This window comes from Streptomyces sp. WMMB303 (genome assembly GCF_029351045.1).
GTDB lineage: Bacteria > Actinomycetota > Actinomycetes > Streptomycetales > Streptomycetaceae > Streptomyces.
In genome coordinates this window covers 1,527,679-1,549,277 of record NZ_JARKIN010000001.1, presented here as the reverse complement: position 1 = coordinate 1,549,277, position 21,599 = coordinate 1,527,679, and the positions used below count along the sequence as shown (strand labels likewise).

Sequence of the window (21,599 nt, the reverse complement as noted above, 5' to 3'; positions counted from 1 at the left end):
GGGTGAGACGGAGGGGATACGGATGACGGCGCGATCCGCGAAACCACCCACGCCCCGGCGCGCGCGCAGTCAGCCCGCACCCGTGCGCCCGCCGCGGCACCCGCGCGTACCGCAGGGCACCTCGGCGCCGCAGCGGGCGTTCGCGCGGGCCAAGCGCGCCTGGGACCGTCCGCTGACCGCCTACTATCTGATTCTCGGCGGCAGCGTGCTCCTCATCGTCCTGGGCCTGGTGATGGTCTTCTCCGCCTCGCAGATCCAGGCCCTCCAGTCCGGACTGCCCTCCACCTACTACTTCCGCAAGCAGGTGGTGGCCGCCGCGATCGGCGCGGTTCTGCTGCTGGCCGCCTGCCGGATGCCGGTGCGCATGCACCGGGCGCTGGCCTATCCACTGCTCGTCGCCTCGGTCTTCCTGATGTGCCTGGTACAGGTCCCCGGTATAGGGCAGGAGGTGAACGGGAATCAGAACTGGATCCACCTGGGCGGCCCGTTCCAGCTCCAGCCCAGCGAGTTCGCCAAACTGGCCCTGGTCCTGTGGGGCGCCGACCTGCTCGCGCGCAAGGGCGAGAAGAAGATGCTCACCCAGTGGAAGCATCTGCTGGTGCCGCTGGTCCCGGTCGCCTTCCTGCTGCTCGCGCTCATCATGCTCGGCGGGGACATGGGTACCGCGATCATCCTCGCCGCCGTGCTGTTCGGGCTGCTGTGGCTGGCGGGCGCACCCACCCGGCTGTTCACGGGGGTGCTCGCGGTGGCGCTCACCGCCGCGGTGCTGCTGGTCACCTCCAGCGCGAACCGAATGTCCCGGCTGGCCTGCATCGGCGCCACCGACCCCGGCCCGGACGACCGGTGCTGGCAGGCCGTGCACGGCATCTACGCGCTGGCCTCCGGGGGCTGGTTCGGTTCCGGACTCGGCGCGAGTGTGGAAAAATGGGGTCAACTGCCCGAACCCCATACCGACTTCATCTTCGCCGTGACCGGGGAGGAACTCGGACTGGCGGGGACGCTGTCGGTGCTCGCCCTCTTCGCGGCTCTAGGCTATGCGGGTATCCGCGTGGCCGGACGCACGGAGGAACCCTTCGTCAGGTATGCCGCGGGAGGCGTGACGACGTGGATCATCGCTCAGGCGGTGATCAACGTGGGCGCGGTGCTCGGTCTGCTGCCGATCGCCGGTGTCCCCCTCCCGTTGTTCTCCTACGGTGGGTCCGCCCTACTGCCGGCGATGTTCGCGGTCGGACTGCTGATCGCCTTCGCGCGCAGCGATCCGGCGGCGCGCGCTGCCCTGGCCGTGCGACAGCCCCTCCTGTGGCAGCGCACGTCCCGGGGAGGGTCGGCAGGGGCGCTGCGATCGGGGAGCGCCCCCGGCCGGAAGAGAGAGAAGACGATGAGACGGCGCGTCGGAAGGCCGCCGTCCGGAGAGCGGTGAAACAGCGTGCACGTCGTACTCGCCGGTGGGGGGACCGCCGGCCATATCGAGCCCGCGCTCGCCCTCGCGGACGCCCTGCGCAGGCAGGACCCGACCGTGGGGATCACGGCGCTCGGTACCGAGCGCGGCCTGGAGACGCGGCTGGTGCCGGAGCGCGGTTACCAACTCGAACTGATCCCGGCCGTTCCGCTGCCGCGCAAACCCACGCCCGAGCTGATCACGGTGCCGGGCAGGCTGCGCGGCACCATCAAGGCCGCCGAGCAGATCCTGGAGCGCACGAAGGCCGACTGCGTCGTCGGCTTCGGCGGCTATGTGGCCCTGCCCGGCTACCTGGCCGCCAAGCGCGCCGGGGTGCCCATCGTGGTGCACGAGGCCAACGCCCGGCCCGGGCTCGCCAACAAGATCGGCTCGCGCTACGCGCACGGTGTCGCAGTCTCCACGCCGGACAGCAAACTGCGGGGTGCCCGCTACGTCGGGATCCCGCTGCGCCGCTCCGTCGCGACCCTCAACCGCTCCGCCGTGCGGCCCGAGGCCCGTGCCGCCTTCGGGCTGGCCCCCAACCTGCCGACGCTGCTGGTCTCCGGCGGCTCGCAGGGCGCGCGCCGGCTCAACGAGGTCGTCCAGCAGGTCGTTCCGCATCTGCAGCGCGCGGGTATCCAGATCCTGCACGCGGTCGGGCCCAAGAACGAGATCCCCCACGTGGACCACATGCCCGGAATGCCGCCCTATGTGCCGGTACCGTATGTGGACCGGATGGACCTCGCGTACGCCGCGGCCGACATGATGCTCTGCCGCGCGGGCGCGATGACCGTGGCGGAACTGTCGGCCGTCGGGCTGCCCGCCGCCTACGTCCCGCTGCCCATCGGCAACGGCGAACAGCGGCTCAACGCACAGCCGGTCGTCAAGGCGGGCGGCGGACTCCTGGTCGACGACGCGGAACTGACGCCGGAGTGGATCCAGGGCAATGTGCTCCCGGTCCTCGCCGACCCGCAGCAGCTCACCGCGATGTCCCGTGCGGCAGCCGAATTCGGCCGTCCGGACGCCGATGAACTGCTTGTCGGCATGGTGAACGAGGCGATCGCCGCCAACCGCCGGGACTGACCCGGCGCGGCGCGGAACCGGCGCCTCGCCGAGCACGCAGAGAGCAGGGTGGTCCTCGTGGTGAAAGCAGCCCGAGCTGCCGGAGCCGGCAAGGCAACCGGAGCGGCCGGAAGGCCGGGCGGCGGCCGGCCGTCCGGCGGTACCGGTGAGGCGCCGCCGCGCCGCCGGACCGCCTACCGGAGCAGCGCCGTCGACGCCGCGGCCGGCGCCGATCCGGACTCCGGTTCCGGGGGCGGCCCGGAGGAACGGGCGCGCCCCGGCCGGTTCGGGCCTCGGCTGCGCCGTCGGCGCGCCCTCGCCCTGCTGCTGCTCCTCGCCGTCCCGCTGGGCGGCTTCGGTACCTGGGTGCTCTACGGCTCGCCGTGGCTGCGGCTGCGGAACGTCTCGGTGACCGGCACCCGGGTGCTGAGCGAGGCCGACGTCAGCCGCGCCGCCGCGGCCCCCGAGGGCGCGCCGCTCGTCACCGTCGACAAGGCGGCACTGGAGGACGGGGTGCGCCGGGCGCTCCCGAGAGTCCGCGAGGTGGTGGCCGAGCGTTCCTGGCCGCACGGACTGACGCTCACCGTCACCGAACGCCGCCCGTCGCTGGTGATGAAGAAAGCGGGCGACTATGTGGAAGTCGACTCCGAAGGCGTGCGGTTCGCCACAGTCGGCAAGCCGCCGAAAGGTGTTCCGCTTCTGGTCCTCGCAGCGCGGCGGGCGGGCGACGAGCAGTACTTCTCCTCCGGGCGGCTGCGCCGGGCGGCGGCCCGGGCTCTCGCCGCACTTCCGGAATCCGTCCACCGCGCCACCCGCACCGTCCGGGTCCGCTCCTTCGACGACATCACCCTGGAACTGACGGGGGATCGCACGGTCCGGTGGGGAAGTGCCGAACGCGGCCGGGCGAAGGCCGCCGCGCTGACGGCGCTGATGAAAGCCGCCGAGGACGCCACCCACTTCGATGTCACGGCCCCCAGTGCCCCGGCGGCGTCGGACAGTTAGCCGCATCCCGTGCTAACCGCCGTACCCCCAGCCGGGTTCGGCGAACGGCTGGAGTCCGCCGTTCCGTGGCCGCGTCAGTTGACCCGGGCTGCCCAGCATGATCAGGCTGATGTTCTCGCCGGGAGCGGTCCGTCCCCATGGGTGGTCCCCGCTGCCGGCGAGCACCTCGGACGGCCGCTGCCCGGCCCGCCCGCACAGGTACCTCGTTCCGCCCGGGGCAAACCCCCGGTCCCCGGCCGTGATCGGCAGCGGGAGCGGAGTATCCCGTGCCCCGGACGGGCTGCGGTCGCGGATCGGTGCGGGCGCCGGGTCCACCGTCGGTCGGGACCGTGTCAGTTGACGCGTATCGCCGCTGGTGAGCACCCTGGATGGCTACTGCTCGGTCTGATCACATAGGGTGAAAAGAAAAACGGGAGGTTCGGCGTGTTCGTTGAACACCCAGCACTTGTCGACTTAGTGTCCGTTGCGAAGAGTCCGAGTAAGACAGGCACTGGTAACCCTAAACTTCACACTTAGGGTTCGGGTCGGCGTTCGAACCGCCCCACAGGGATACGTAACTCGAGGCGAGAGGCCTTCGACGTGGCAGCACCGCAGAACTACCTCGCAGTCATCAAGGTCGTCGGTATCGGCGGCGGTGGCGTGAACGCCATCAACCGGATGATCGAGGTCGGTCTCAAGGGCGTCGAGTTCATCGCGATCAACACTGACGCGCAAGCCCTGTTGATGAGCGACGCCGACGTCAAGCTCGATGTGGGCCGCGAGCTGACTCGCGGCCTCGGTGCCGGCGCCAACCCGGACGTCGGCCGCAAGGCGGCTGAGGACCACCGCGAGGAGATCGAAGAGGTCCTCAAGGGGGCCGACATGGTCTTCGTGACGGCCGGCGAGGGCGGTGGCACCGGCACCGGCGGCGCGCCGGTCGTGGCGAACATCGCCCGCTCGCTCGGCGCTCTCACCATCGGTGTCGTCACCCGCCCCTTCACCTTCGAGGGCCGCCGCCGGGCCAACCAGGCCGAGGACGGCATCGCGGGACTGCGCGACGAGGTCGACACGCTGATCGTCATTCCCAACGACCGGCTGCTGTCCATCTCGGACCGCCAGGTCAGCGTGCTGGACGCGTTCAAGTCCGCGGACCAGGTGCTGCTCTCGGGCGTGCAGGGCATCACCGACCTCATCACCACCCCCGGTCTGATCAACCTCGACTTCGCGGACGTCAAGTCCGTAATGTCCGAGGCCGGATCGGCCCTGATGGGGATCGGCTCGGCCCGCGGCGACGACCGCGCGGTCGCGGCCGCCGAGATGGCCATCTCCTCGCCGCTGCTGGAGGCGTCCATCGACGGGGCGCGCGGCGTGCTGCTCTCCATCTCCGGCGGTTCGGACCTCGGTCTGTTCGAGATCAATGAGGCCGCCCAACTGGTGAGCGAGGCCGCCCACCCCGAGGCGAACATCATCTTCGGCGCCGTCATCGACGACGCGCTCGGCGACGAGGTGCGGGTCACCGTCATCGCCGCCGGGTTCGACGGCGGTCAGCCGCCCGCCAAGAAGGGGGAGAAGGCGCTCGGCCAGTCGTCCGCAGCGGCCTCCTCGGCCCCCGCCTACCAGGACGAACCCGCGCCCGCCGCCGAGCCGGAGCCCGAGCGCCCCTCGTTCGGCGGCCTGGGTGCCGTCGCCCCGCCGCGCGAGGAGGAGGCCCCGCCGCGCCCGGAGCCCGCACCGGTGAGCGAGGTCCCGCCGCCGTCCGCCACCCCGCAGGTGCCGCCGGCCCGCCCGTACCACGACAGTCAGGCGGAAGAGCTGGATGTGCCGGACTTCCTGAAGTGATAGCGGCACAAGAGACGGTCAGCGGCGCGCATTTCGCCTTCACCGACAGGTGGGGCGGGGTGAGCGCCGCTCCGTATGAGGAGCTCAATCTCGGCGGCGCGGTGGGCGACGACCCCGAGGCGGTGCGCGCCAACCGGGAGCGGGTCGCGCAGGCGCTCGGGCTGTCGCCCGAGGCGGTGGTCTGGATGCATCAGGTGCACGGACGTGACGTCGCTGTCGTCGATCGCCCCTTTCCAGGCGAGGCGCCGCCCGTCGACGGCGTGGTGACGGCGCGTCGGGGGCTCGCGCTCGCCGTGCTCACCGCCGACTGCACTCCGGTGCTGCTGGCCGACCCCGTCGCCGGGGTCGTCGGCGCCGCGCATGCGGGGCGGCCGGGCGTGCAGGCCGGTGTGGTGGGCGCGACGATCGAGGCGATGGCCGGGCTCGGCGCCGTGCCGGAGCGCATCGTCGCGCGCACCGGGCCCGCGGTCTGCGGGAGCTGCTACGAAGTTCCGGAGCAGATGCGCGCCGAAGTGGCGGCCGCCGTTCCCGAGGCGTACGCGACGACCCGGGCGGGGACCCCCGCCGTCGACATGGCCGCCGGGGTGCGGGCGCAGCTCACCCGTGCGGGGGTCGTCGACCGTGGTCACTCCTCCGTGTGCACTTTGGAGTCCGCTGATCATTTCTCCTACCGCCGGGACCGGACCACGGGAAGACTCGCGGGATATGTCTGGATCGAGGCGGACTGAGAGATGACCGACGATATGCCTTCTGCGCGCCCCGAGTCGGAGATGCCCGCGGAGTCCGCGGGTGGGCGGTCCGCGGCCTTCGCGGACTCCGCGGCGTCGGCCTCCTCCGAGGTGGCGCGCAAGGCGGAGCTGGCCGCCAATCTCGCCCGGGTGGAGGAGCGCATCGAGGGTGCCTGCCGCCTGGCGGGGCGCCGGCGCGCCGAGGTCACGCTCATCGTCGTGACCAAGACCTACCCCGCCTCCGATGTCCGGTTGCTGGCCGAGCTGGGGGTGCGGGACGTGGCGGAGAACCGCGACCAGGAGGCGGCGCAGAAGGCGGCCGACTGTGCGGACGCGGGACTCGACTGGCACTTCGTCGGGCAGTTGCAGACCAACAAGGCCCGATCGGTTGCCGGTTATGTGAGGCATGTCCATTCCGTGGACCGCGTGCGGCTGGTGACCGCCCTCTCGGCCGCCGCCGTCCGCGCGGAGCGGGAGATCGGATGTCTGGTCCAGGTCGCCCTCGACGCCCCGTCCGGTTCGGTGGGGGAGCGGGGCGGCGTGGCGCCCGACGGTGTGGCGGATCTCGCGGAGGCGGTGGCGGTGGCCCAAGGGCTGCGGCTCGACGGAGTGATGACCGTCGCGCCGCTGGCAGGCCCGTTGGCGGGGCGGCCCCGGGCGGCTTTCGACCGGCTGTGGGAAGTCTCAACCACCCTGCGGGTGGCGCATCCTGCTGCGACGATGATGTCGGCGGGAATGAGTTCGGATCTCGAAGAGGCGGTGCTCGCGGGTGCGACACATGTGCGCGTCGGCAGTGCGGTACTCGGAGACCGACCTCGGCTCCGGTAACGTCGCGAAGCGAGTGGGGCCACAGCAGAATATATGGTCATTTCCGCCGGAAAAGGCCGGTCGGAGAGGCTGCGTGGATCATCCCAGGGCCACCGGTGACGGGGGCAGCGTCGATGGAGTCGATCCACCACAGAGCGGAGGACGCAGAGAATGGCCGGCGCGATGCGCAAGATGGCGGTCTACCTCGGCCTCGTGGAGGACGATGGGTACGACGGCCGGGGATTCGACCCTGACGACGAGTTCGAGCCCGAGCCCGAGCCCGAACGGGATCATCGGCGGTACGAGTCGGAACAATCACACCATTCGCTCCAAAAGACGGATCCCGAGGAGCCGGTGAGGGTTGCTCACCCTCCGGCGCAGCGGGAGCGGGAGCCGGAGGCCCCTCCGGCGGTTGCCGCCGAAAGCGGACGAGCCGGGAGGATTGCTCCCGTGTCATCCATCACACCTGAACGCCAGAATGTCGAGAAGAGCGCCCCGGTGATCATGCCCAAGGTTGTGTCCGAACGTGAGCCGTACCGGATCACCACGTTGCACCCCCGGACCTACAACGAAGCCCGTACCATCGGGGAACACTTCCGTGAGGGCACTCCGGTGATCATGAATCTGACGGAGATGGACGACACCGATGCGAAGCGACTTGTCGACTTTGCGGCTGGTCTCGTCTTCGGTCTGCACGGCAGTATCGAGCGAGTGACGCAGAAGGTGTTCCTGCTGTCTCCTGCTAACGTCGATGTCACGGCGGAGGACAAGGCCCGCATCGCAGAGGGCGGGTTCTTCAACCAGAGCTGAGACGCAGGGTCCAGGAACAGGCCGCCAAGGCGGCACGAGAGCCCCAGGGGAGAGGGACGCGCAGATGAGAACCGCATTGGACGTGGTCCAAATCGCGCTGTACTGCTTCCTGCTCGTGCTGATCTTCCGGCTGGTGATGGACTATGTCTTTCAGTTCGCCCGCTCATGGCAACCCGGCAAGGCGATGGTGGTCGTTCTCGAGGCGACCTACACTGTCACCGATCCGCCACTCAAGCTTCTGCGGCGGTTCATCCCACCGCTGCGCTTCGGGGGCGTGGCGCTTGACCTGTCCTTCTTCGTACTCATGATCATCGTCTACATCCTGATCAACGTCGTGGCCAGGCTGTGAACGATCGGAATGGTCTTGCCGATATGCCGACGACTTACGTTGAGGTGAAGAGATGCCCCTGTCCCCCGAGGACGTGCGGAACAAGCAGTTCACGACCGTCCGTCTGCGCGAAGGCTATGACGAGGACGAGGTCGATGCCTTCCTCGACGAGGTCGAAGCCGAGCTGACCCGGCTGCTGCGGGAGAACGAGGACCTGCGCGCCAAGCTGGCTGCGGCCACGCGCGCGGCGGCCCAGAACCAGCAACAGCAACAGGGCGGCATGCGAAAGCCTCCTGAACCTCAGGACAGGCAGCAGCAGCAAGGTGGGGCCCCTGTGCCCGCCGCCATATCCGGACCGCAGCCCGTCCCGCCCCAGCAGCAGCAGGGTATGGGCGGCCCGCCGCAGCTTCCCGGCGGTCAGGCGCAGCTCCCCGCGGGCCCCGGTGGTCCCGGTGGTCCCGGTGGTCCCGGCGGTCCGGGCCCGCAGGGCGGTCCGATGGGTCCCGGCGGCCCCGGTCCGCAGCAGGGTGGTCCGATGGGCCCCGGCGGTCCGCAGGGCGGCCCGCAGGGCGGTCCCCAGATGCCCGGCGGCGGTGGCCAGAACAACGACAGCGCCGCCCGCGTGCTGTCGCTGGCCCAGCAGACGGCCGACCACGCGATCGCGGAGGCCCGTTCCGAGGCCAACAAGATCGTCGGTGAGGCCCGCAGCCGCGCCGAGGGCCTGGAGCGGGACGCCCGCGCCAAGGCCGACGCGCTGGAGCGGGACGCGCAGGAGAAGCACCGGGTCGCGATGGGCTCCCTGGAGTCCGCCCGCGCCACCCTGGAGCGCAAGGTCGAGGACCTGCGCGGCTTCGAACGCGAGTACCGCACGCGACTGAAGTCGTACCTGGAGAGCCAGCTCCGGCAGTTGGAGAACCAGGCCGACGACTCGCTCGCGCCGCCGCGGACGCCCGCGACCGCGTCGCTGCCCGCGCCCTCGCCGTCGATGGCCCCGGCCGGGGCCGGTGCTCCCGCCGGTGCACCCAACAACGGCGGCGGCACCATGGGCGGACACCAGTCCATGGGCAGCAACGGCCACTCCATGGGCGGCCCCGGTGGCGGCCCCGGCGGCGGTCCGCACACCCAGGGCGGTGCCGGCCAGTCCTACGGCGGCCAGCAGCAGATGTCGCCGGCCATGACCCAGCCGATGGCACCGGTCCGGCCGCAGGGCGGACCGCAGGGCCAGCAGGCGCCGTCGCCGATGCGGGGCTTCCTCATCGACGAGGACGAAGGCTGACCCGGGCGCGCTGAGCGCCCACTGTCGACGGGCCGGGCCCGGGAGCATCTTCCGCTTCCGGGCCCGGCCCGTTCGTGCTGTCGGCCCCCGGGTCGCTTCGCCGCCCCGCCCCAGGGCTCGGCCGCAGCCTCGCGGAGCCACCGCGGCTGCGTGCGGCACCGCCCCCGGCCGCGGTCGGCGGACGGGGGCGGTGCGGTACTGCGGTACGGCGCGCGGCTCAGCCCTTGCGGAGCCGGAACTTCAGGGACAGCGCCTCGTCCTCGAAGGTGGGGCCCTCGAGTTCCTCCGGGTCGCCCTGGGCGAACTCCTCGGCCAGGACCTCTTCCGCGATGAGGAAGGTGTGCTCGGCCAGCGCCCGCGCCACCTCCTCGTCGTCGGACTGCCAGCGCAGCTCGATCCGGTCGGCGACGTCCAGGCCGGAGTTCTTCCTGGCCTCCTGGATGAGCCGGATGGCGTCCCGGGCCAGTCCGGTGCGCCGCAGCTCGGGAGAGATCTCCAGGTCGAGTGCGACGGTGGCACCGGGGTCGGAGGCCACCGACCAGCCCTCGCGGGGCGTCTCGGTGATGATGACCTCCTCGGGGCTCAGCGCCACGGTCTCGCCGTCCACCTCCACGCTGCCGGTGCCCTCGCGCAGGGCCACCGACAGCGCCGCGGCGTCGGCCCCGGCGATGGCCTTGGCGACCGCCTGCGTGTCCTTGCCGAAGCGGCGGCCCAGCGCCCGGAAGTTGGCCTTGGCCGTGGTGTCGACGAGCGAGCCGCCGACATCCGCGAGGGAGGCGAGCTGCTCGACGTTCAGCTCCTCCGTGATCTGGGTGCGCATCTCGGGGGAGAGGGTCTCGAATCCCTGTGCGGCGATGAGCGCGCGGGACAGCGGCTGGCGGGTCTTGACACCGGATTCGGCGCGCGAGGCACGGCCCAGCTCCACCAGGCGCCGCACCAGCAGCATGTCCTGGGACAGCTCGGGGTCGATGCGGCTGAGGTCGGCCTGCGGCCAGCTGGACAGGTGCACCGAGTCGGGCGCGTCGGGGGTGACCGGGACGACCAGGTCCTGCCAGACCCGTTCGGCCAGGAACGGCGTGATCGGCGCCATCAGCTTGGTGACGGTCTCGACCACGTCGTGCAGGGTGCGCAGCGCGGCGGCGTCGCCCTGCCAGAAGCGGCGCCGGGAGCGGCGGACGTACCAGTTGGACAGGTCGTCGACGAAGGTGGACAGCAGCTTGCCCGCGCGCTGGGTGTCGTAGCCGTCCATGGCGATGGTGACCTGGTCGATCAGCGCGTGCAGCTCGCTCAGCAGCCAGCGGTCCAGCAGCGGGCGCAGGTGCGGCTCCGGGTCGGCCCCGGAGGGCGCCCAGCCGCTCGTCCGCGCGTACAGGGCCTGGAAGGCGACGGTGTTCCAGTAGGTCAGCAGCGTCTTGCGGACGACTTCCTGGATGGTGCCGTGGCCGACCCGGCGGGCTGCCCAGGGCGAGCCCCCCGCGGCCATGAACCAGCGGACGGCGTCGGCGCCGTGCTGCTCCATGAGGGGGATCGGCTCCAGGGTGTTGCCCAGGTGTTTGGACATCTTGCGGCCGTCCTCGGCCAGGATGTGGCCCAGGCAGACCACGTTCTCGTAGGAGGACTTGTCGAATACCAGGGTGCCGACCGCCATCAGCGTGTAGAACCAGCCGCGGGTCTGGTCGATGGCCTCCGAGATGAACTGGGCGGGGTAGCGCTTCTCGAACAGCTCCTTGTTCTTGTACGGGTAGCCCCACTGCGCGAAGGGCATGGAGCCGGAGTCGTACCAGGCGTCGATGACCTCCGGGACACGTTCCGCCTGCAGTGCGCAGCCCTCGGCGGGGCAGCCGAAGGTGACGGCGTCGATGTAGGGGCGGTGCGGGTCGAGCCCCGACTGATCGGTGCCGGACAGTTCGCTCAGCTCGGCCAGCGAGCCGACGCAGGTGAGGTGCCCCTCCTCGCAGCGCCAGACGGGCAGCGGGGTGCCCCAGTAGCGGTTGCGCGAGAGCGCCCAGTCCACGTTGTTGTCCAGCCAGTCGCCGAAGCGGCCGTGCTTGACGGAGTCCGGGAACCAGTTGGTGGCCTCGTTCTCCCGGAGCAGGGCTTCCTTGATCCGGGTCGTGCGGATGTACCAGGACGGCTGTGGGTAGTAGATGAGGGCCGTGTGGCAGCGCCAGCAATGGGGGTAGCTGTGCTCGTAGGCCACGTGCCGGAAGAGGAGACCGCGGGCGTCCAGGTCGGCGACCAGGGCCTCGTCGGCCTTCTTGAAGAACTGGCCGCCGATCAGGTCCAGGCCGGGCTCGAACGTGCCGTCGGCGCGGACGGGTACGACCGGGCTGATGCCGTTGGCGCGGGCGACCCGGAAGTCGTCCTCGCCGAAGGGGGCCAGGTGCACCATGCCGGTGCCGTCCTCGGTGGTGACGTAGGTGTCGTTGACGACGAAGTGCGCCCCGGGGATGTCCACCAGTGCGAACGGGCGCCGGTAGCTCCAGCCGTTCATCTCCCGGCCCGTGTAGCGCTCGCCGGTGATGTGCCAGTCCTCGCCGAGCGCGCTGTCCAGCAGCGGCTCCGCCACGATGATCTTGTCGGTGCCGTCGGAGGCCACGACGTAGGTGACGTCGGGGTGGGTGGCCACGGCCAGGTTGGCGACCAGCGTCCACGGCGTGGTCGTCCACACCATCAGCGAGGCCTCGCCGGCCAGCGGACCGGAGGTGAGGGGCATCCGGACGTAGACGGAGGGGTCCACCACCGTCTCGTAGCCCTGCGCCAGTTCGTGGTCGGACAGCCCGGTGCCGCAGCGGGGGCACCAGGGGGCGACCCGGTGGTCCTGGACCAGCAGGCCCTTCTCGAAGATCTGCTTGAGCGACCACCACACCGACTCGATGTACTCGGGATTCATCGTCCGGTAGGCATCGTCCAGGTCGACCCAGTAGCCCATCCGGGTGGTCAGCTCGGCGAACGCGTCGGTGTGCCGGGTCACCGACTCCCGGCACCGTGCGTTGAACTCGGCGATGCCGTAGTTCTCGATGTCCTGCTTGCCGTTGAAGCCCAGTTCCTTCTCCACGGCGAGCTCCACCGGCAGGCCGTGGCAGTCCCAGCCGGCCTTGCGTGCCACGTGGTAGCCGCGCATGGTGCGGAAGCGGGGGAAGACGTCCTTGAAGACGCGGGCCTCGATGTGGTGCGCTCCGGGCATGCCGTTCGCGGTGGGCGGGCCCTCGTAGAAGACCCACTCCGGGCGGCCCTCGGACTGTTCGAGGGTGCGGGCGAACACCTTGTTCTCGTGCCAGAAGTCGAGCACTGCGCGCTCCAGCGCGGGCAGGTCGACCTGGGCGGGCACCTGGTTGTATTGCATCGGCGGGTCTTCTTCCTCCGGCGGACATCGGGAAGATGCTGCGCTTCTTCACTTCCGTCGGAGGGACGAGCTCGCCTGCCTGGCCGGCGGCGGACCCGCGGTACCACCCTCCTTGACGGCGGGCGGTGCCCGCCGTCCCCTCATTGGGGTAGCGCTGCCGGTTCTACTCGCCCGGGAGCGGGGTGCTCCGGGCTTTCTTCCGGCGGCTCGGGGGTGATCTTCACGCCGCGCTCGCCTCCGGGCTTCCACCGTCCCCGGATCGCTCTGGGCCGCTCACAGACGCTACTCGTCCCCGTCCTCGCCTCTCGCCGTCCCCAGTGTACGGGGATTCCGCCCCGGGTACGGAGCGGTTTTCGCGCGGCCGGGCGGGGCACAAAGGTGGCAGACCGGCGTGCCCCGTTGCTGTGCGCTTGAAGTCGATTTATCGTTCCGGTCACGTTTCGCGAGCAAGATCACAAAATGTGAAGGGGCCGCGGTCATGGTGGCGGAGGAGAGCGCCGCGAAGAAGACGGCAGCATCGAAGAAGGCCACAGACGACGGGGACCGGACCGCGGCGGCGAAGAAGGCGGCTGCCGAGAAGACGGCGGCTGCCAAGAAGACGGCGGCGAAGAAGGCACCCGCGAAGAAGGCTCCGGCGAAGAAGGCGGCCGCGAAGAAGACGGCGGCCGGGAAGACCCCGGCGAAGAAGGCGGCCGCGAAGAAGGCGGCGGCCGGGAAGGCTCCGGCGAAGAAGGCCGCGGCGAGGACAGGCGCGGGGGAACGGGCGGCGGCCGACGGGGCCGCGGCGACGACAGCGGCCGGAACGGCGGGGGGCCGGCAGGAAGGCGCTGCCGGGGCACCCACCGGACAGGACGCGCGGACGACGACGGGAGCAGGGACGGTGGCTGCGAAGAAGACTCCGGTGACGGAGACCGAGGCGGTGCCCACGGCGCGGAGCGAAGCGGGCCCGGTGGCCCCCGGCGAACTGCCGGTACGCCCCGACGAGGAACCCTGGTCCCCGGAAGAGGTCGAGGAGGCCCGCTCGGGCCTGCGGGAGGAGGCCGACGGACTCCGGCAGGAGATCGCCTCCGCGGAGGAGGCGCTCAGCGGGCTGATGCGGGACTCGGGTGACGGCGCCGGCGACGACGACGCGGACACCGGGACCAAGAACATCACCCGCGAGCACGAGATGGCGCTGGCCGCCAACGCGCGCGAGATGCTCTACCAGAGCGAGCGCGCGCTGGAGCGGCTGGACGCGGGGACGTACGGGCAGTGCGAGAACTGCGGCAAGCCGATCGGGAAGGCCCGGATGCAGGCCTTCCCGCGGGCCACGCTCTGCGTGGAGTGCAAGCAGAAGCAGGAGCGCCGCTGAGCGCGGGAGAACGCCGTGAACACCGCCGTCCGTGCGTGTCGTACCCTCAAGGCGTGACTGAGGTGGAGCGGACCGTCGACGGCCCCGGCGAAGGCGCGGCCGGCGGTGGCGAAGAGGAGCACGCGGAAGGGGAGTCCTCCGTATCCCCGCGGCGCAGGCGGCGGATCGGGGTGCTGGCCGCGGTGGCCGGGTTCGCGTTCGCGCTGGACCTGGTCAGCAAGCTGGTGGTGGTCGCGGAGCTGGAGAACCACGCTCCGATCGAGTTGCTCGGCTCCTGGCTCCAGTTGAGCGTCATCCGCAACCCTGGTGCCGCCTTCGGCCTGGGGGAGGCGCTGACGCTCGTGCTGAGCGCGATCGCGGTGGCCGTCGTGGTGGTGATCGCGCGGATCGCCCGGAAGCTCTACAGCCTCCCCTGGGCGATCGCGCTGGGTCTGCTGCTGGGCGGCGCGTGCGGCAATCTGGCCGACCGGATCTTCCGTGCCCCGGGGGTCTTCCAGGGGGCCGTCGTGGACTTCATCGCGCCCAAGCACTTCGCGGTGTTCAACCTGGCGGACTCGGCCATCGTCTGCGGGGGCGTCCTGATCGTGCTGCTCTCCTTCCGCGGCCTGGACCCGGACGGCACCGTCCACCGGGACTGAAGCCCGGCCCGGCGGGCCGGGCCCCGGCGCCGGACACCGTGCGGCGGTGGCCGCCGGCCGCTGCCCGGCCGGGGCGCTCGCCGGGGGCGCTCAGCCGCGGTGCGGGACGCGCACCCGGACGCGGTAGCCGCCCTCGTCGGTGGCGTCGGTGACGGTGATGCGTATTCCGCCGGGGAAGGTGTGGCTCTCGCCCGGCGCGAAGGGCGCGTCCGACATCTCGGCCAGCTCGTTGGGCAGCCGGTCGGCGCAGGCGGCGCCGCCGCCGCTGCGGGGGCGGGAGTCGACGACGCGTACCGGGCCTTCACCGGTGGGCCGCGCCGAGTCGACGGTGTAGAGGAGCACGCCCTCCGCGCAGATGTCCCGGTCCAGTCCGGAGCGGGTGCGCGCCTCGGCCACTATCGCCCGGTGCCGGCCCGTCCGGATCACGGCCAGCCCCGCATCGGCGGAGCTGACCGGGTTCAGGGCGTGCTCGGAGGTGCCGGCCGAGGTGACGCAGCCGACCCGGGAGCGGGACAGCCAGCCGAACTTCCACTTGTGCCAGCCCAGCAGGTCGGAGATGCCCGCCATGCTCATGGTGTCCCAGCCCCCCGCGTACTCGACGGAGGCGTTCTCCGCCACGTTGTAGAGGTCGGGCAGCCCGTAGAGGTGGTGGGCCTCGTGGACGAAGTTCCCGCGCTGCCACAGCGCCGAGTCGGAGGCCCGGCCGAAGATGAGGGCCGCTCCGCGCACCCGGGTGCCCGCGGCGCGGAGTCCGTCGAAGGTGTGCGCCTGCGAGACGGTGGGCGCGGCGGGCAGATTGCTGTCGGCCACCACGAAGACGAGGTCGGCGCCGTGCACGTCGGTGCCCTGGCGGTGCGCGGCCTCCAGCGCGTCCTGCACATAGCCGCGCATCAGGCCGGTGGGGATGCCGCGGGTGATCCCGTAGGAGGACCACGGCCGCGGCATGCGTATCCAGTCGGAGCTGGTCTCGGTCTCCAGCCGGTACTTGCCGAAGGAGGCGCGGTTCCAGAAGCGGTCGCCGTACCGGGAGAAGAAGCGCGCGCGGGCCCGGGCCGGGGTGGCCGCGGGGTGGTCGCTGAAGTCGACCATCAGCATCAGTGCCCGCTTGCTGCCCTGCGGTCGGACGTAGCCGGGCCCGAGCGGGCCCTCGTCGGTGCCGCTGCCGGGAGCTATGGCGCAGGGGCCCGCGATGCCCTCGGCCGCCGCCGCCACCCGCACCGGGGCCAGGGTGAGGCAGGCGGTGGCCAGCGCGGTGGCCACCGCCAGTACGCGTCGACGGGCCTGGCCGGGGCGGCGGCGTATGCCGCCGTCCGGACCGGAGTCCGGCGCGGAGTGCTGAGGCGTCCTGCGCGGCGTCATCGGCGATTCCCTCCGGTGTCGCTGCTGGTCCCGAGGCTTCTGTCACACCGTCGGCGCATGCGTCGGGCGTCGCACCCCGGGGTGGTCCGCGCGGGTGAGCGGATGACCGGCGGTCCGGGTGCCGGGAGCCGCGCCCGCGCGGCGTCGCCGGAGTGCTGTCGGGGTCCCGCGAGGGGGCGAGGGCGTGCGGGCCGTACGGCCGCGTCCGGCATACTCGATCAGGTGAGCACGCTTCCTGAGACCCGCACCCTGCCCGTACCCGACGGCCTCGAAGGCGAGCGCGTCGATGCCGCCCTCGCCCGGATGTTCGGCTTCTCGCGGACCAAGGCGGCGGAGCTGGCCGCGGACGGCAAGGTCCTGCTGGACGGTTCGCCGGCGGGCAAGTCCGACCGGGTGCAGGGCGGCGCCTGGATCGAGGTGGAGATGCCCGGGCAGGCGCAGCCGGTGCGGATCGTCGCCGAGCCCGTGGAGGGCATGGAGATCGTCCATGACGACGACGACATCGTGGTGATCGTCAAGCCGGTCGGGGTCGCGGCCCACCCCAGTCCGGGCTGGAGCGGACCCACCGTGATCGGCGGGCTGGCAGCCGCCGGGTACACGATCGCCACCTCCGGCGCGGCCGAACGGCAGGGCATCGTGCACCGGCTGGACGTGGGCACCTCCGGACTGATGGTCGTCGCCAAGTCCGAGCGGGCCTACACGCTGCTCAAGCGGCAGTTCAAGGAGCGCACCGTCGACAAGCGGTACCACGCGCTCGTCCAGGGCCATCCCGACCCGCTCAGCGGCACCATCGACGCGCCCATCGGCCGCCATCCGCAGCATGACTACAAGTGGGCGGTCACCTCCGAGGGCAAGCCGTCGGTGACCCACTACGACCTGGTCGAGGCGTTCCGGGCGGCGAGCCTGCTGGACATCAAGCTGGAGACCGGGCGCACCCACCAGATCCGCGTGCACATGGCGGCACACCGGCATCCCTGCGTGGGCGATCTGACCTACGGCGCCGACCCCACGCTGGCCAAGCGGCTGCGGCTGGAGCGCCAGTGGCTGCACGCGGTGCGACTCGGATTCGAGCACCCGGGCGACGGGAGCCGGGTCGAGTACGAGAGCGGCTACCCGGCCGACCTGCAGGCCGCGCTGGACAAGGTGCGGGCCGAGAGTTCCTGACCGGATGGATCAGCTCGCCCTCTTCTTCGCCCTCCTGCTCGCCGCCGTCCTGATGGTCCCCCTCGGGGACAAGCTCGGGCTGCCCTCGCCCGTGCTGATGACGCTCTTCGGCGGCGTGCTGGCGCTGATCCCCTCCATCCCGAACGTCTCGCTGCCGCCCGAGTTCATCCTGCCGCTGGTGCTGCCGCCGCTGATCTACGCCGCGGCCCAGCGGACGTCCTGGCGGCAGTTCGCGGCGAACAAGCGGCCGATCTTCCTGATGGCGGTCGCGCTGGTGTTCGTCACCACGGCGGCGGTGGCCGCGGTCGCCCATCTGCTGGTGCCCGGACTCGGCCTGGCCGGGGCGGTGGCACTGGGCGCCCTGGTCGCCCCGCCCGACCCGGTCGCCGCCACCGCCGTGGCCGGCAACGTCGGACTGCCCCGACGGCTGGTCTCGGCACTGGAGGGGGAGGGTCTCTTCAACGACGTGACCGCCATCACCCTCTACCACGTCGCCATCGCCGCCGCCGTCACCGGCACCTTCTCGCTGCCCGTGGCCGCGGGTGAACTGGTGCTCTCCGCAGTGGTGGCCGTCGCGGTCGGGCTGGGACTGGGCTGGCTCTCCGGCAAGCTCATGGGCTACCTCGGGGACGCCACCCTGCAGACCGGGCTGAGCCTGCTGGTGCCCTTCGCCTCCTACGTGCTCGCCGAGGAGCTGATGGGCTCCGGCGTGCTGGCCGTCCTGACGACCGCGCTCTATCTGGCCTCCGGGCACGCGGTGGACGCGGACGACGTGCAGGGCCGCCTGGCCGGGCAGACGTTCTGGCAGATCGTGGACACGCTGGTGACCGGGATCGCCTTCGGGCTGATCGGGCTGGAACTGCACACCGTCTTCGGGACCGTCCAGCAGGACTGGCGCCGGCTGCTGCCCGCGGCTCTCGCGGTGGTCGGCGTCGTGGTCGCCCTGCGGCTGCTGTGGCTGCTGCCCTCCGCCTGGGTGGCGCAGCGGCTGCACCGGCGCAAGGACCTGGACGAGGACATCCCGCGCAACTGGCGGGAGACGGTCGTCGTGTGGTGGGCGGGGATGCGCGGGGTGGCCTCGGTCGCGCTGGCGCTGGCCGTCCCGCTGTCCGTGGAGCCCGAGGCCGGGGGCGGAGCGTTCCCCGGACGGGAGGCGATCCTCTTCATCGCCTTCGCGGTGGTGCTCGTGACCCTGGTCTTCCAGGGCCTGACCCTGCCCCGGCTGGTCCGCAGGCTGAACGTGCAGTCCGACAGCGCCGCCGAACGGGAGCTGGAGCGGCAGCTCGCGCTGCGGGTCGCCAAGGCGGCGCGGCGCCGGCTGCGGGAGATCGAAGAGGTGGAGGAGCTGCCCGAAGAGGTTTCCGAGGCGCTGCTGCGGCGCGCCTGGGACGTGGGCGCGCGGATCTCGCCCGAGATCGTCGGCGAGGAGCGCCGGGCCGCGCACGGCAAGCGGGTGGCCCGCGCGCAGAAGCTGCGGCGGCTGCAGAACGAGCTGCTGTCGGCGGCCCGGCACGAGGTGATCGCGGCCCGCGGTGAGGCCGGGGTGGATCCCGAGGCCGTCGACCGGGTGCTGCACCAGCTCGACGTGCGCAGCTTCCGCGGCAGCTGAGCCGTCCCGGGCTGAGCCGCCCGCGAGGACGGCACGACGGCGGGCCTCCGCGGCGCCGGGCTGCACGGCCTGGGGCGCGGCCGTGCGCGAGGTCCTGCGGGGCCCGGTCGCCGCGGGTCAGACCGACTTCTCCTGCGGGATGTACCGGATCCCCGGCAGCGAGTCGGGGTGGTAGGCCCGCAGCCAGGCGACCAGGTCCTCGCGCAGCGAGCAGCGCAGTGTCCACAGGTCGCCGGAGGTGCGTGCCGTCACGGCCACCCGTACCTCGATGGTGGTCGGTGTGGTCCCGGTGACCACCACGTTCCAGTTCCGCCCGTCCCACTCGTCGCTGGCCCGGACCAGTTCCTCCGTCTTGGCGCGCAGCTCCGCGACGGGGGTCGAGTGGTCGAGGTGGAGGTAGACGGTGCCGGTCATCTGCGGGCCGCCGCGGGACCAGTTCTCGAACGGCTTGTTGGTGAAGTAGGAGACCGGCATCGTGATCCGGCGCTCGTCCCAGGTGAGGATCACCAGGTAGGAGACGGTGATCTCCTCGACCGTGCCGAGCTCCCCCTCCACCACGACCTCGTCGCCGATCCGCACCATGTCGCCGAAGGCGATCGACAGTCCCGCGAACAGGTTGCCCAGCGTCGACTGGGCCGCGATACCGGCGACGATGCCCAGCACACCGGCCGAGGCGAGCATCGAGGTGCCGAACGTCTTCATGCCCGGGAACTGGAGCAGCACCGCGGCCACCGCGATCACCGTCACCACGGCGGTGATCAGCCGCCGGATCAGGGTGAGCTGGGTGCGCACCCGCCGTCCGCGTGCCGGGTCCAGGGTGGCGCCGGCGTACCGGTTGGCCAGCGTCTCCGTTATGGCGGCGACGATGCGCAGGATCAGCCAGGCCGAGGCGGCGATCAGCACGATGGTCAGCCACCGGTCGACACCGGCCCGGTGGTCCTTGGCCAGGTGCGTGCTGTCGAAGAAGCTGCTGACCAGCAGGACGAAGAGGACTGCCTGGAAGGGGAAGCGGCCGCTGCGCAGCAGCCCCCACATCGGGGTCTCCGGGTGGCGGGTGTCCAGGCGTACCATCAGCCGGTCGACGGCCCAGGCGAGCACGTACGAGAGCACGATCGCGCCACCGAAGACGATGACGGGCCGGAGCACGTTCTCCATGGTCGCCTTTCTCCAGACGGGGGTTCCCGGGCTCGGTACCGGGACCGGGCGGCCGCGACGGGCCGCCCGAGGACCACCGACGACCGTACCTGGCACCATGTGGAGTACCCGGCTCCAGGAGCCGCACCAGGGGTTCTTTGTGAAGGAAGTGACATCTGTGGCACCCGTATCGCTCGTTCTCCTGCACTCCGTGTGCGGGCTCACTCCGGACGTGCGCGCCGCGGCGGAGCGGCTCCGCGCCGCGGGGCACGAGGTGGTGACCCCCGACCTGTTCGGCGGCCGGACCGCCGCCTCGGTGGAGGAGGGGATGCGGATGCGCGAGGAGGAGGGCAGCCCCGACCGCGACGAGCTGCTGCGCAGGGCCGTGGCCGCCGCGGCGCCGCACTCGGGCAAGGGACTGGTCTACGCGGGCTTCTCGATGGGCGGCTCCATCGCCCAGACCCTCGCGCTGGCCGACGAGAAGGCCCGCGGCCTGGTGCTCTTCTCCGGCACCTCGGACATTCCGCAGGACGCGGCGGTCGACGATCTGCCCGTGCAGCTGCATGTCGGCGACCCCGACGCCTTCGAGCCGCACGACTGGCTGACCGCCTGGTACCTGCGGATGCAGCAGGCCGGTGCCGATGTGGAGGTGCACCGCTATCCGGCGGCCGGGCACCTGTACACGCACGCCGAGCTGGAGGACTACGACGAGGAGGCCGCCGAGCGCACCTGGCGGTCGGTGCTGGGGTTCCTGGAGACGCTGTAGGCGCACGTCGCGCCCGCCCGGCGCCCGGCCCCGGCGGAGCCGGTGGCCCCGCGGTGGGGCTCCGGCCGGGCCGCGGCAGGCGCACAGCGGCGTCCCCACCGCCCGGGGAGGCTCAGGAGGCGGTGCGGCACCGCCGCGGCAGCTTCACCTCTCCCGGACGGTGCGCGAAGGTGTTCATCACCAGCCACTCGTCCAGTTCGGGATCGAAGAGATTCTGGACCCCGAACTGGAGCACCTGCCAGAAGGTGCCGGGGTCCCGCTGGTCGACGTAGACGTCCCCGAGGGCGAGCGGGAACCGCAGGTGGTTGCCCGGCGGCCGCTGCGGCAGGACGACCCCGACCCGCCAGTGGTTCACCTGCCGCCGCGGGGTGCGCTCCAGGGTCTCGCGTCCGACGAACCGTGCCTTGGCCAGCAGTGCGTTCAGCCGTTCCCGGTCGAAGCCGGGGATCTTCGAGCAGGTGTGCTCGGTCAGCCCGGGCCACTTGTAGGTGAGTGTGTAGAGCGTCCCGCGGTAGATCAGGTTCGTGAACCAGATCGGATACTGCGGGCCGCCCGCCACCATCTGGCTGTCGCCGTCGCGACCCGCCCAACGGAACGGGACCTCGATCCCCAGGTCCCGGACGATCCACCTGCCCTTGCCGCTGAAGTTCCGCGGCAGGCGGGGCGGCGGCGGGGTCCGCGCGGTGGCCGGTTCCGCCTCCGCGGCCCCGGACGAGGGCGTGCGCCCCGCCTGTTCCCCGGCGCTGCCGGCGGCCGGTGCGGCCGGTGCAGCCGGTGCCGCCGGAACGAGTGCGAGCAGTCCGGAGATCGCGGCCGCGGCTGCCGTCCTCCGTGCGCGTGTCCAGCCCATGGTCTCCTCGACCTCCGCATCACGCGCCCTCGGGGCGCAGGGTCCAACGCGTCGAATGCCCCAAAACGTACGCACAGGAGCCCCGGACCGCGGCGGCGACAGGCCGCTGCCGC

General features: G+C 71.8%; 18 protein-coding genes. 14 read left to right on the top strand and 4 right to left on the bottom strand.

Features of this window, described 5'->3' with window-relative positions; genetic code table 11:
- Window positions 1-22: 22 nt before the first annotated feature.
- From ftsW to P2424_RS06990, 9 genes are all read left to right on the top strand, one after another.
- Window positions 23-1,420 carry a putative lipid II flippase FtsW gene (gene ftsW / locus P2424_RS07030; RefSeq protein ID WP_276474921.1) on the top strand — a complete coding sequence of 466 codons (1,398 nt, stop codon included), beginning with the start codon at window positions 23-25 and terminating at the stop codon, window positions 1,418-1,420.
- Window positions 1,421-1,426: 6 nt separating this feature from the next.
- Window positions 1,427-2,521, top strand: coding sequence for an undecaprenyldiphospho-muramoylpentapeptide beta-N-acetylglucosaminyltransferase (gene murG, locus P2424_RS07025; RefSeq protein WP_276474920.1), 1,095 nt, complete (start codon window positions 1,427-1,429; stop codon window positions 2,519-2,521).
- Window positions 2,522-2,578: 57 nt separating this feature from the next.
- Complete coding sequence (locus P2424_RS07020) at window positions 2,579-3,502, top strand: FtsQ-type POTRA domain-containing protein (protein WP_276474919.1); 924 nt, start codon at window positions 2,579-2,581, stop codon at window positions 3,500-3,502.
- A gap of 579 nt (window positions 3,503-4,081) precedes the next feature.
- A complete protein-coding gene (ftsZ, locus tag P2424_RS07015) occupies window positions 4,082-5,320 on the top strand; it encodes a cell division protein FtsZ (RefSeq protein WP_276474918.1) in 1,239 nt (412 codons plus the stop codon).
- Entirely contained in the window at window positions 5,317-6,048 is a 732-nt protein-coding gene (pgeF, locus tag P2424_RS07010) for a peptidoglycan editing factor PgeF (protein WP_276474917.1), read from the top strand. Before ftsZ ends, pgeF begins: the two co-directional genes overlap by 4 nt.
- Before the next feature lie 3 nt (window positions 6,049-6,051).
- Window positions 6,052-6,876: a YggS family pyridoxal phosphate-dependent enzyme gene (locus tag P2424_RS07005; RefSeq protein ID WP_276474916.1), complete on the top strand. Its 825-nt coding sequence runs from the start codon at window positions 6,052-6,054 to the stop codon at window positions 6,874-6,876.
- A 150-nt stretch (window positions 6,877-7,026) separates the two neighbouring features.
- On the top strand, window positions 7,027-7,665 hold the full coding sequence (gene sepF, locus P2424_RS07000; protein ID WP_276474915.1) for a cell division protein SepF: 639 nt from the start codon (window positions 7,027-7,029) through the stop codon (window positions 7,663-7,665).
- Between the two features lie 64 nt (window positions 7,666-7,729).
- Complete coding sequence (locus tag P2424_RS06995; RefSeq protein WP_019355489.1) at window positions 7,730-8,014, top strand: YggT family protein; 285 nt, start codon at window positions 7,730-7,732, stop codon at window positions 8,012-8,014.
- A gap of 52 nt (window positions 8,015-8,066) precedes the next feature.
- On the top strand, window positions 8,067-9,269 hold the full coding sequence (locus tag P2424_RS06990) for a DivIVA domain-containing protein (protein WP_276474914.1): 1,203 nt from the start codon (window positions 8,067-8,069) through the stop codon (window positions 9,267-9,269).
- Between the two features lie 217 nt (window positions 9,270-9,486).
- On the opposite strand, the gene ileS is transcribed toward P2424_RS06990, so the two are convergent.
- Entirely contained in the window at window positions 9,487-12,615 is a 3,129-nt protein-coding gene (gene ileS / locus P2424_RS06985; RefSeq protein WP_276474913.1) for an isoleucine--tRNA ligase, read from the bottom strand.
- A 478-nt stretch (window positions 12,616-13,093) separates the two neighbouring features.
- Between ileS and P2424_RS06980 the strand changes: the two genes are divergently transcribed.
- Together P2424_RS06980 and lspA are read left to right on the top strand one after the other, a co-directional pair.
- The gene (locus tag P2424_RS06980) at window positions 13,094-13,966 is read left to right on the top strand and encodes a TraR/DksA C4-type zinc finger protein (RefSeq protein WP_276474912.1); all 873 of its coding nucleotides are present in this window, start codon (window positions 13,094-13,096) and stop codon (window positions 13,964-13,966) included.
- 62 nt (window positions 13,967-14,028) lie between these two features.
- Window positions 14,029-14,604 (top strand): signal peptidase II, encoded by a 576-nt coding sequence (lspA, locus tag P2424_RS06975; protein WP_276478856.1) that lies wholly within the window; start codon window positions 14,029-14,031, stop codon window positions 14,602-14,604.
- Between the two features lie 90 nt (window positions 14,605-14,694).
- Here lspA and P2424_RS06970 read toward each other — a convergent pair whose 3' ends face one another.
- The gene (locus P2424_RS06970) at window positions 14,695-15,963 is read right to left on the bottom strand and encodes a peptidase M6 (protein WP_276474911.1); all 1,269 of its coding nucleotides are present in this window, start codon (window positions 15,961-15,963) and stop codon (window positions 14,695-14,697) included.
- A gap of 222 nt (window positions 15,964-16,185) precedes the next feature.
- On the opposite strand from P2424_RS06970, the gene P2424_RS06965 reads away from it, so the two are divergent.
- On the top strand, window positions 16,186-17,127 hold the full coding sequence (locus P2424_RS06965; RefSeq protein ID WP_276474910.1) for an RluA family pseudouridine synthase: 942 nt from the start codon (window positions 16,186-16,188) through the stop codon (window positions 17,125-17,127).
- 4 nt (window positions 17,128-17,131) lie between these two features.
- A complete protein-coding gene (locus tag P2424_RS06960; RefSeq protein WP_276474909.1) occupies window positions 17,132-18,736 on the top strand; it encodes a Na+/H+ antiporter in 1,605 nt (534 codons plus the stop codon).
- A 117-nt stretch (window positions 18,737-18,853) separates the two neighbouring features.
- Here P2424_RS06960 and P2424_RS06955 read toward each other — a convergent pair whose 3' ends face one another.
- Entirely contained in the window at window positions 18,854-19,891 is a 1,038-nt protein-coding gene (locus P2424_RS06955; RefSeq protein ID WP_276474908.1) for a mechanosensitive ion channel domain-containing protein, read from the bottom strand.
- Between the two features lie 157 nt (window positions 19,892-20,048).
- Here P2424_RS06955 and P2424_RS06950 point away from each other — a divergent pair, with 157 nt between their 5' ends.
- Window positions 20,049-20,636, top strand: coding sequence for a dienelactone hydrolase family protein (locus P2424_RS06950; RefSeq protein WP_276474907.1), 588 nt, complete (start codon window positions 20,049-20,051; stop codon window positions 20,634-20,636).
- Window positions 20,637-20,748: 112 nt separating this feature from the next.
- Here P2424_RS06950 and P2424_RS06945 read toward each other — a convergent pair whose 3' ends face one another.
- On the bottom strand, window positions 20,749-21,486 hold the full coding sequence (locus P2424_RS06945) for a hypothetical protein (RefSeq protein WP_276474906.1): 738 nt from the start codon (window positions 21,484-21,486) through the stop codon (window positions 20,749-20,751).
- Window positions 21,487-21,599: the final 113 nt, after the last annotated feature.

Excerpts from the sequence above, each read along its gene's own strand:
- ftsW (WP_276474921.1), top strand. The coding sequence starts at position 23 with ATGACGGCGCGATCCGCGAAACCACCCACGCCCCGGCGCGCGCGCAGT.
- P2424_RS07005 (WP_276474916.1), top strand. The coding sequence starts at position 6,052 with ATGACCGACGATATGCCTTCTGCGCGCCCCGAGTCGGAGATGCCCGCG.
- sepF (WP_276474915.1), top strand. The coding sequence starts at position 7,027 with ATGGCCGGCGCGATGCGCAAGATGGCGGTCTACCTCGGCCTCGTGGAG.
- P2424_RS06995 (WP_019355489.1), top strand. The coding sequence starts at position 7,730 with ATGAGAACCGCATTGGACGTGGTCCAAATCGCGCTGTACTGCTTCCTG.
- P2424_RS06990 (WP_276474914.1), top strand. The coding sequence starts at position 8,067 with ATGCCCCTGTCCCCCGAGGACGTGCGGAACAAGCAGTTCACGACCGTC.
- ileS (WP_276474913.1), bottom strand. The coding sequence starts at position 12,615 with ATGCAATACAACCAGGTGCCCGCCCAGGTCGACCTGCCCGCGCTGGAG.
- P2424_RS06980 (WP_276474912.1), top strand. The coding sequence starts at position 13,094 with ATGGTGGCGGAGGAGAGCGCCGCGAAGAAGACGGCAGCATCGAAGAAG.
- P2424_RS06970 (WP_276474911.1), bottom strand. The coding sequence starts at position 15,963 with ATGACGCCGCGCAGGACGCCTCAGCACTCCGCGCCGGACTCCGGTCCG.
- P2424_RS06960 (WP_276474909.1), top strand. The coding sequence starts at position 17,132 with ATGGATCAGCTCGCCCTCTTCTTCGCCCTCCTGCTCGCCGCCGTCCTG.
- P2424_RS06955 (WP_276474908.1), bottom strand. The coding sequence starts at position 19,891 with ATGGAGAACGTGCTCCGGCCCGTCATCGTCTTCGGTGGCGCGATCGTG.
- P2424_RS06945 (WP_276474906.1), bottom strand. The coding sequence starts at position 21,486 with ATGGGCTGGACACGCGCACGGAGGACGGCAGCCGCGGCCGCGATCTCC.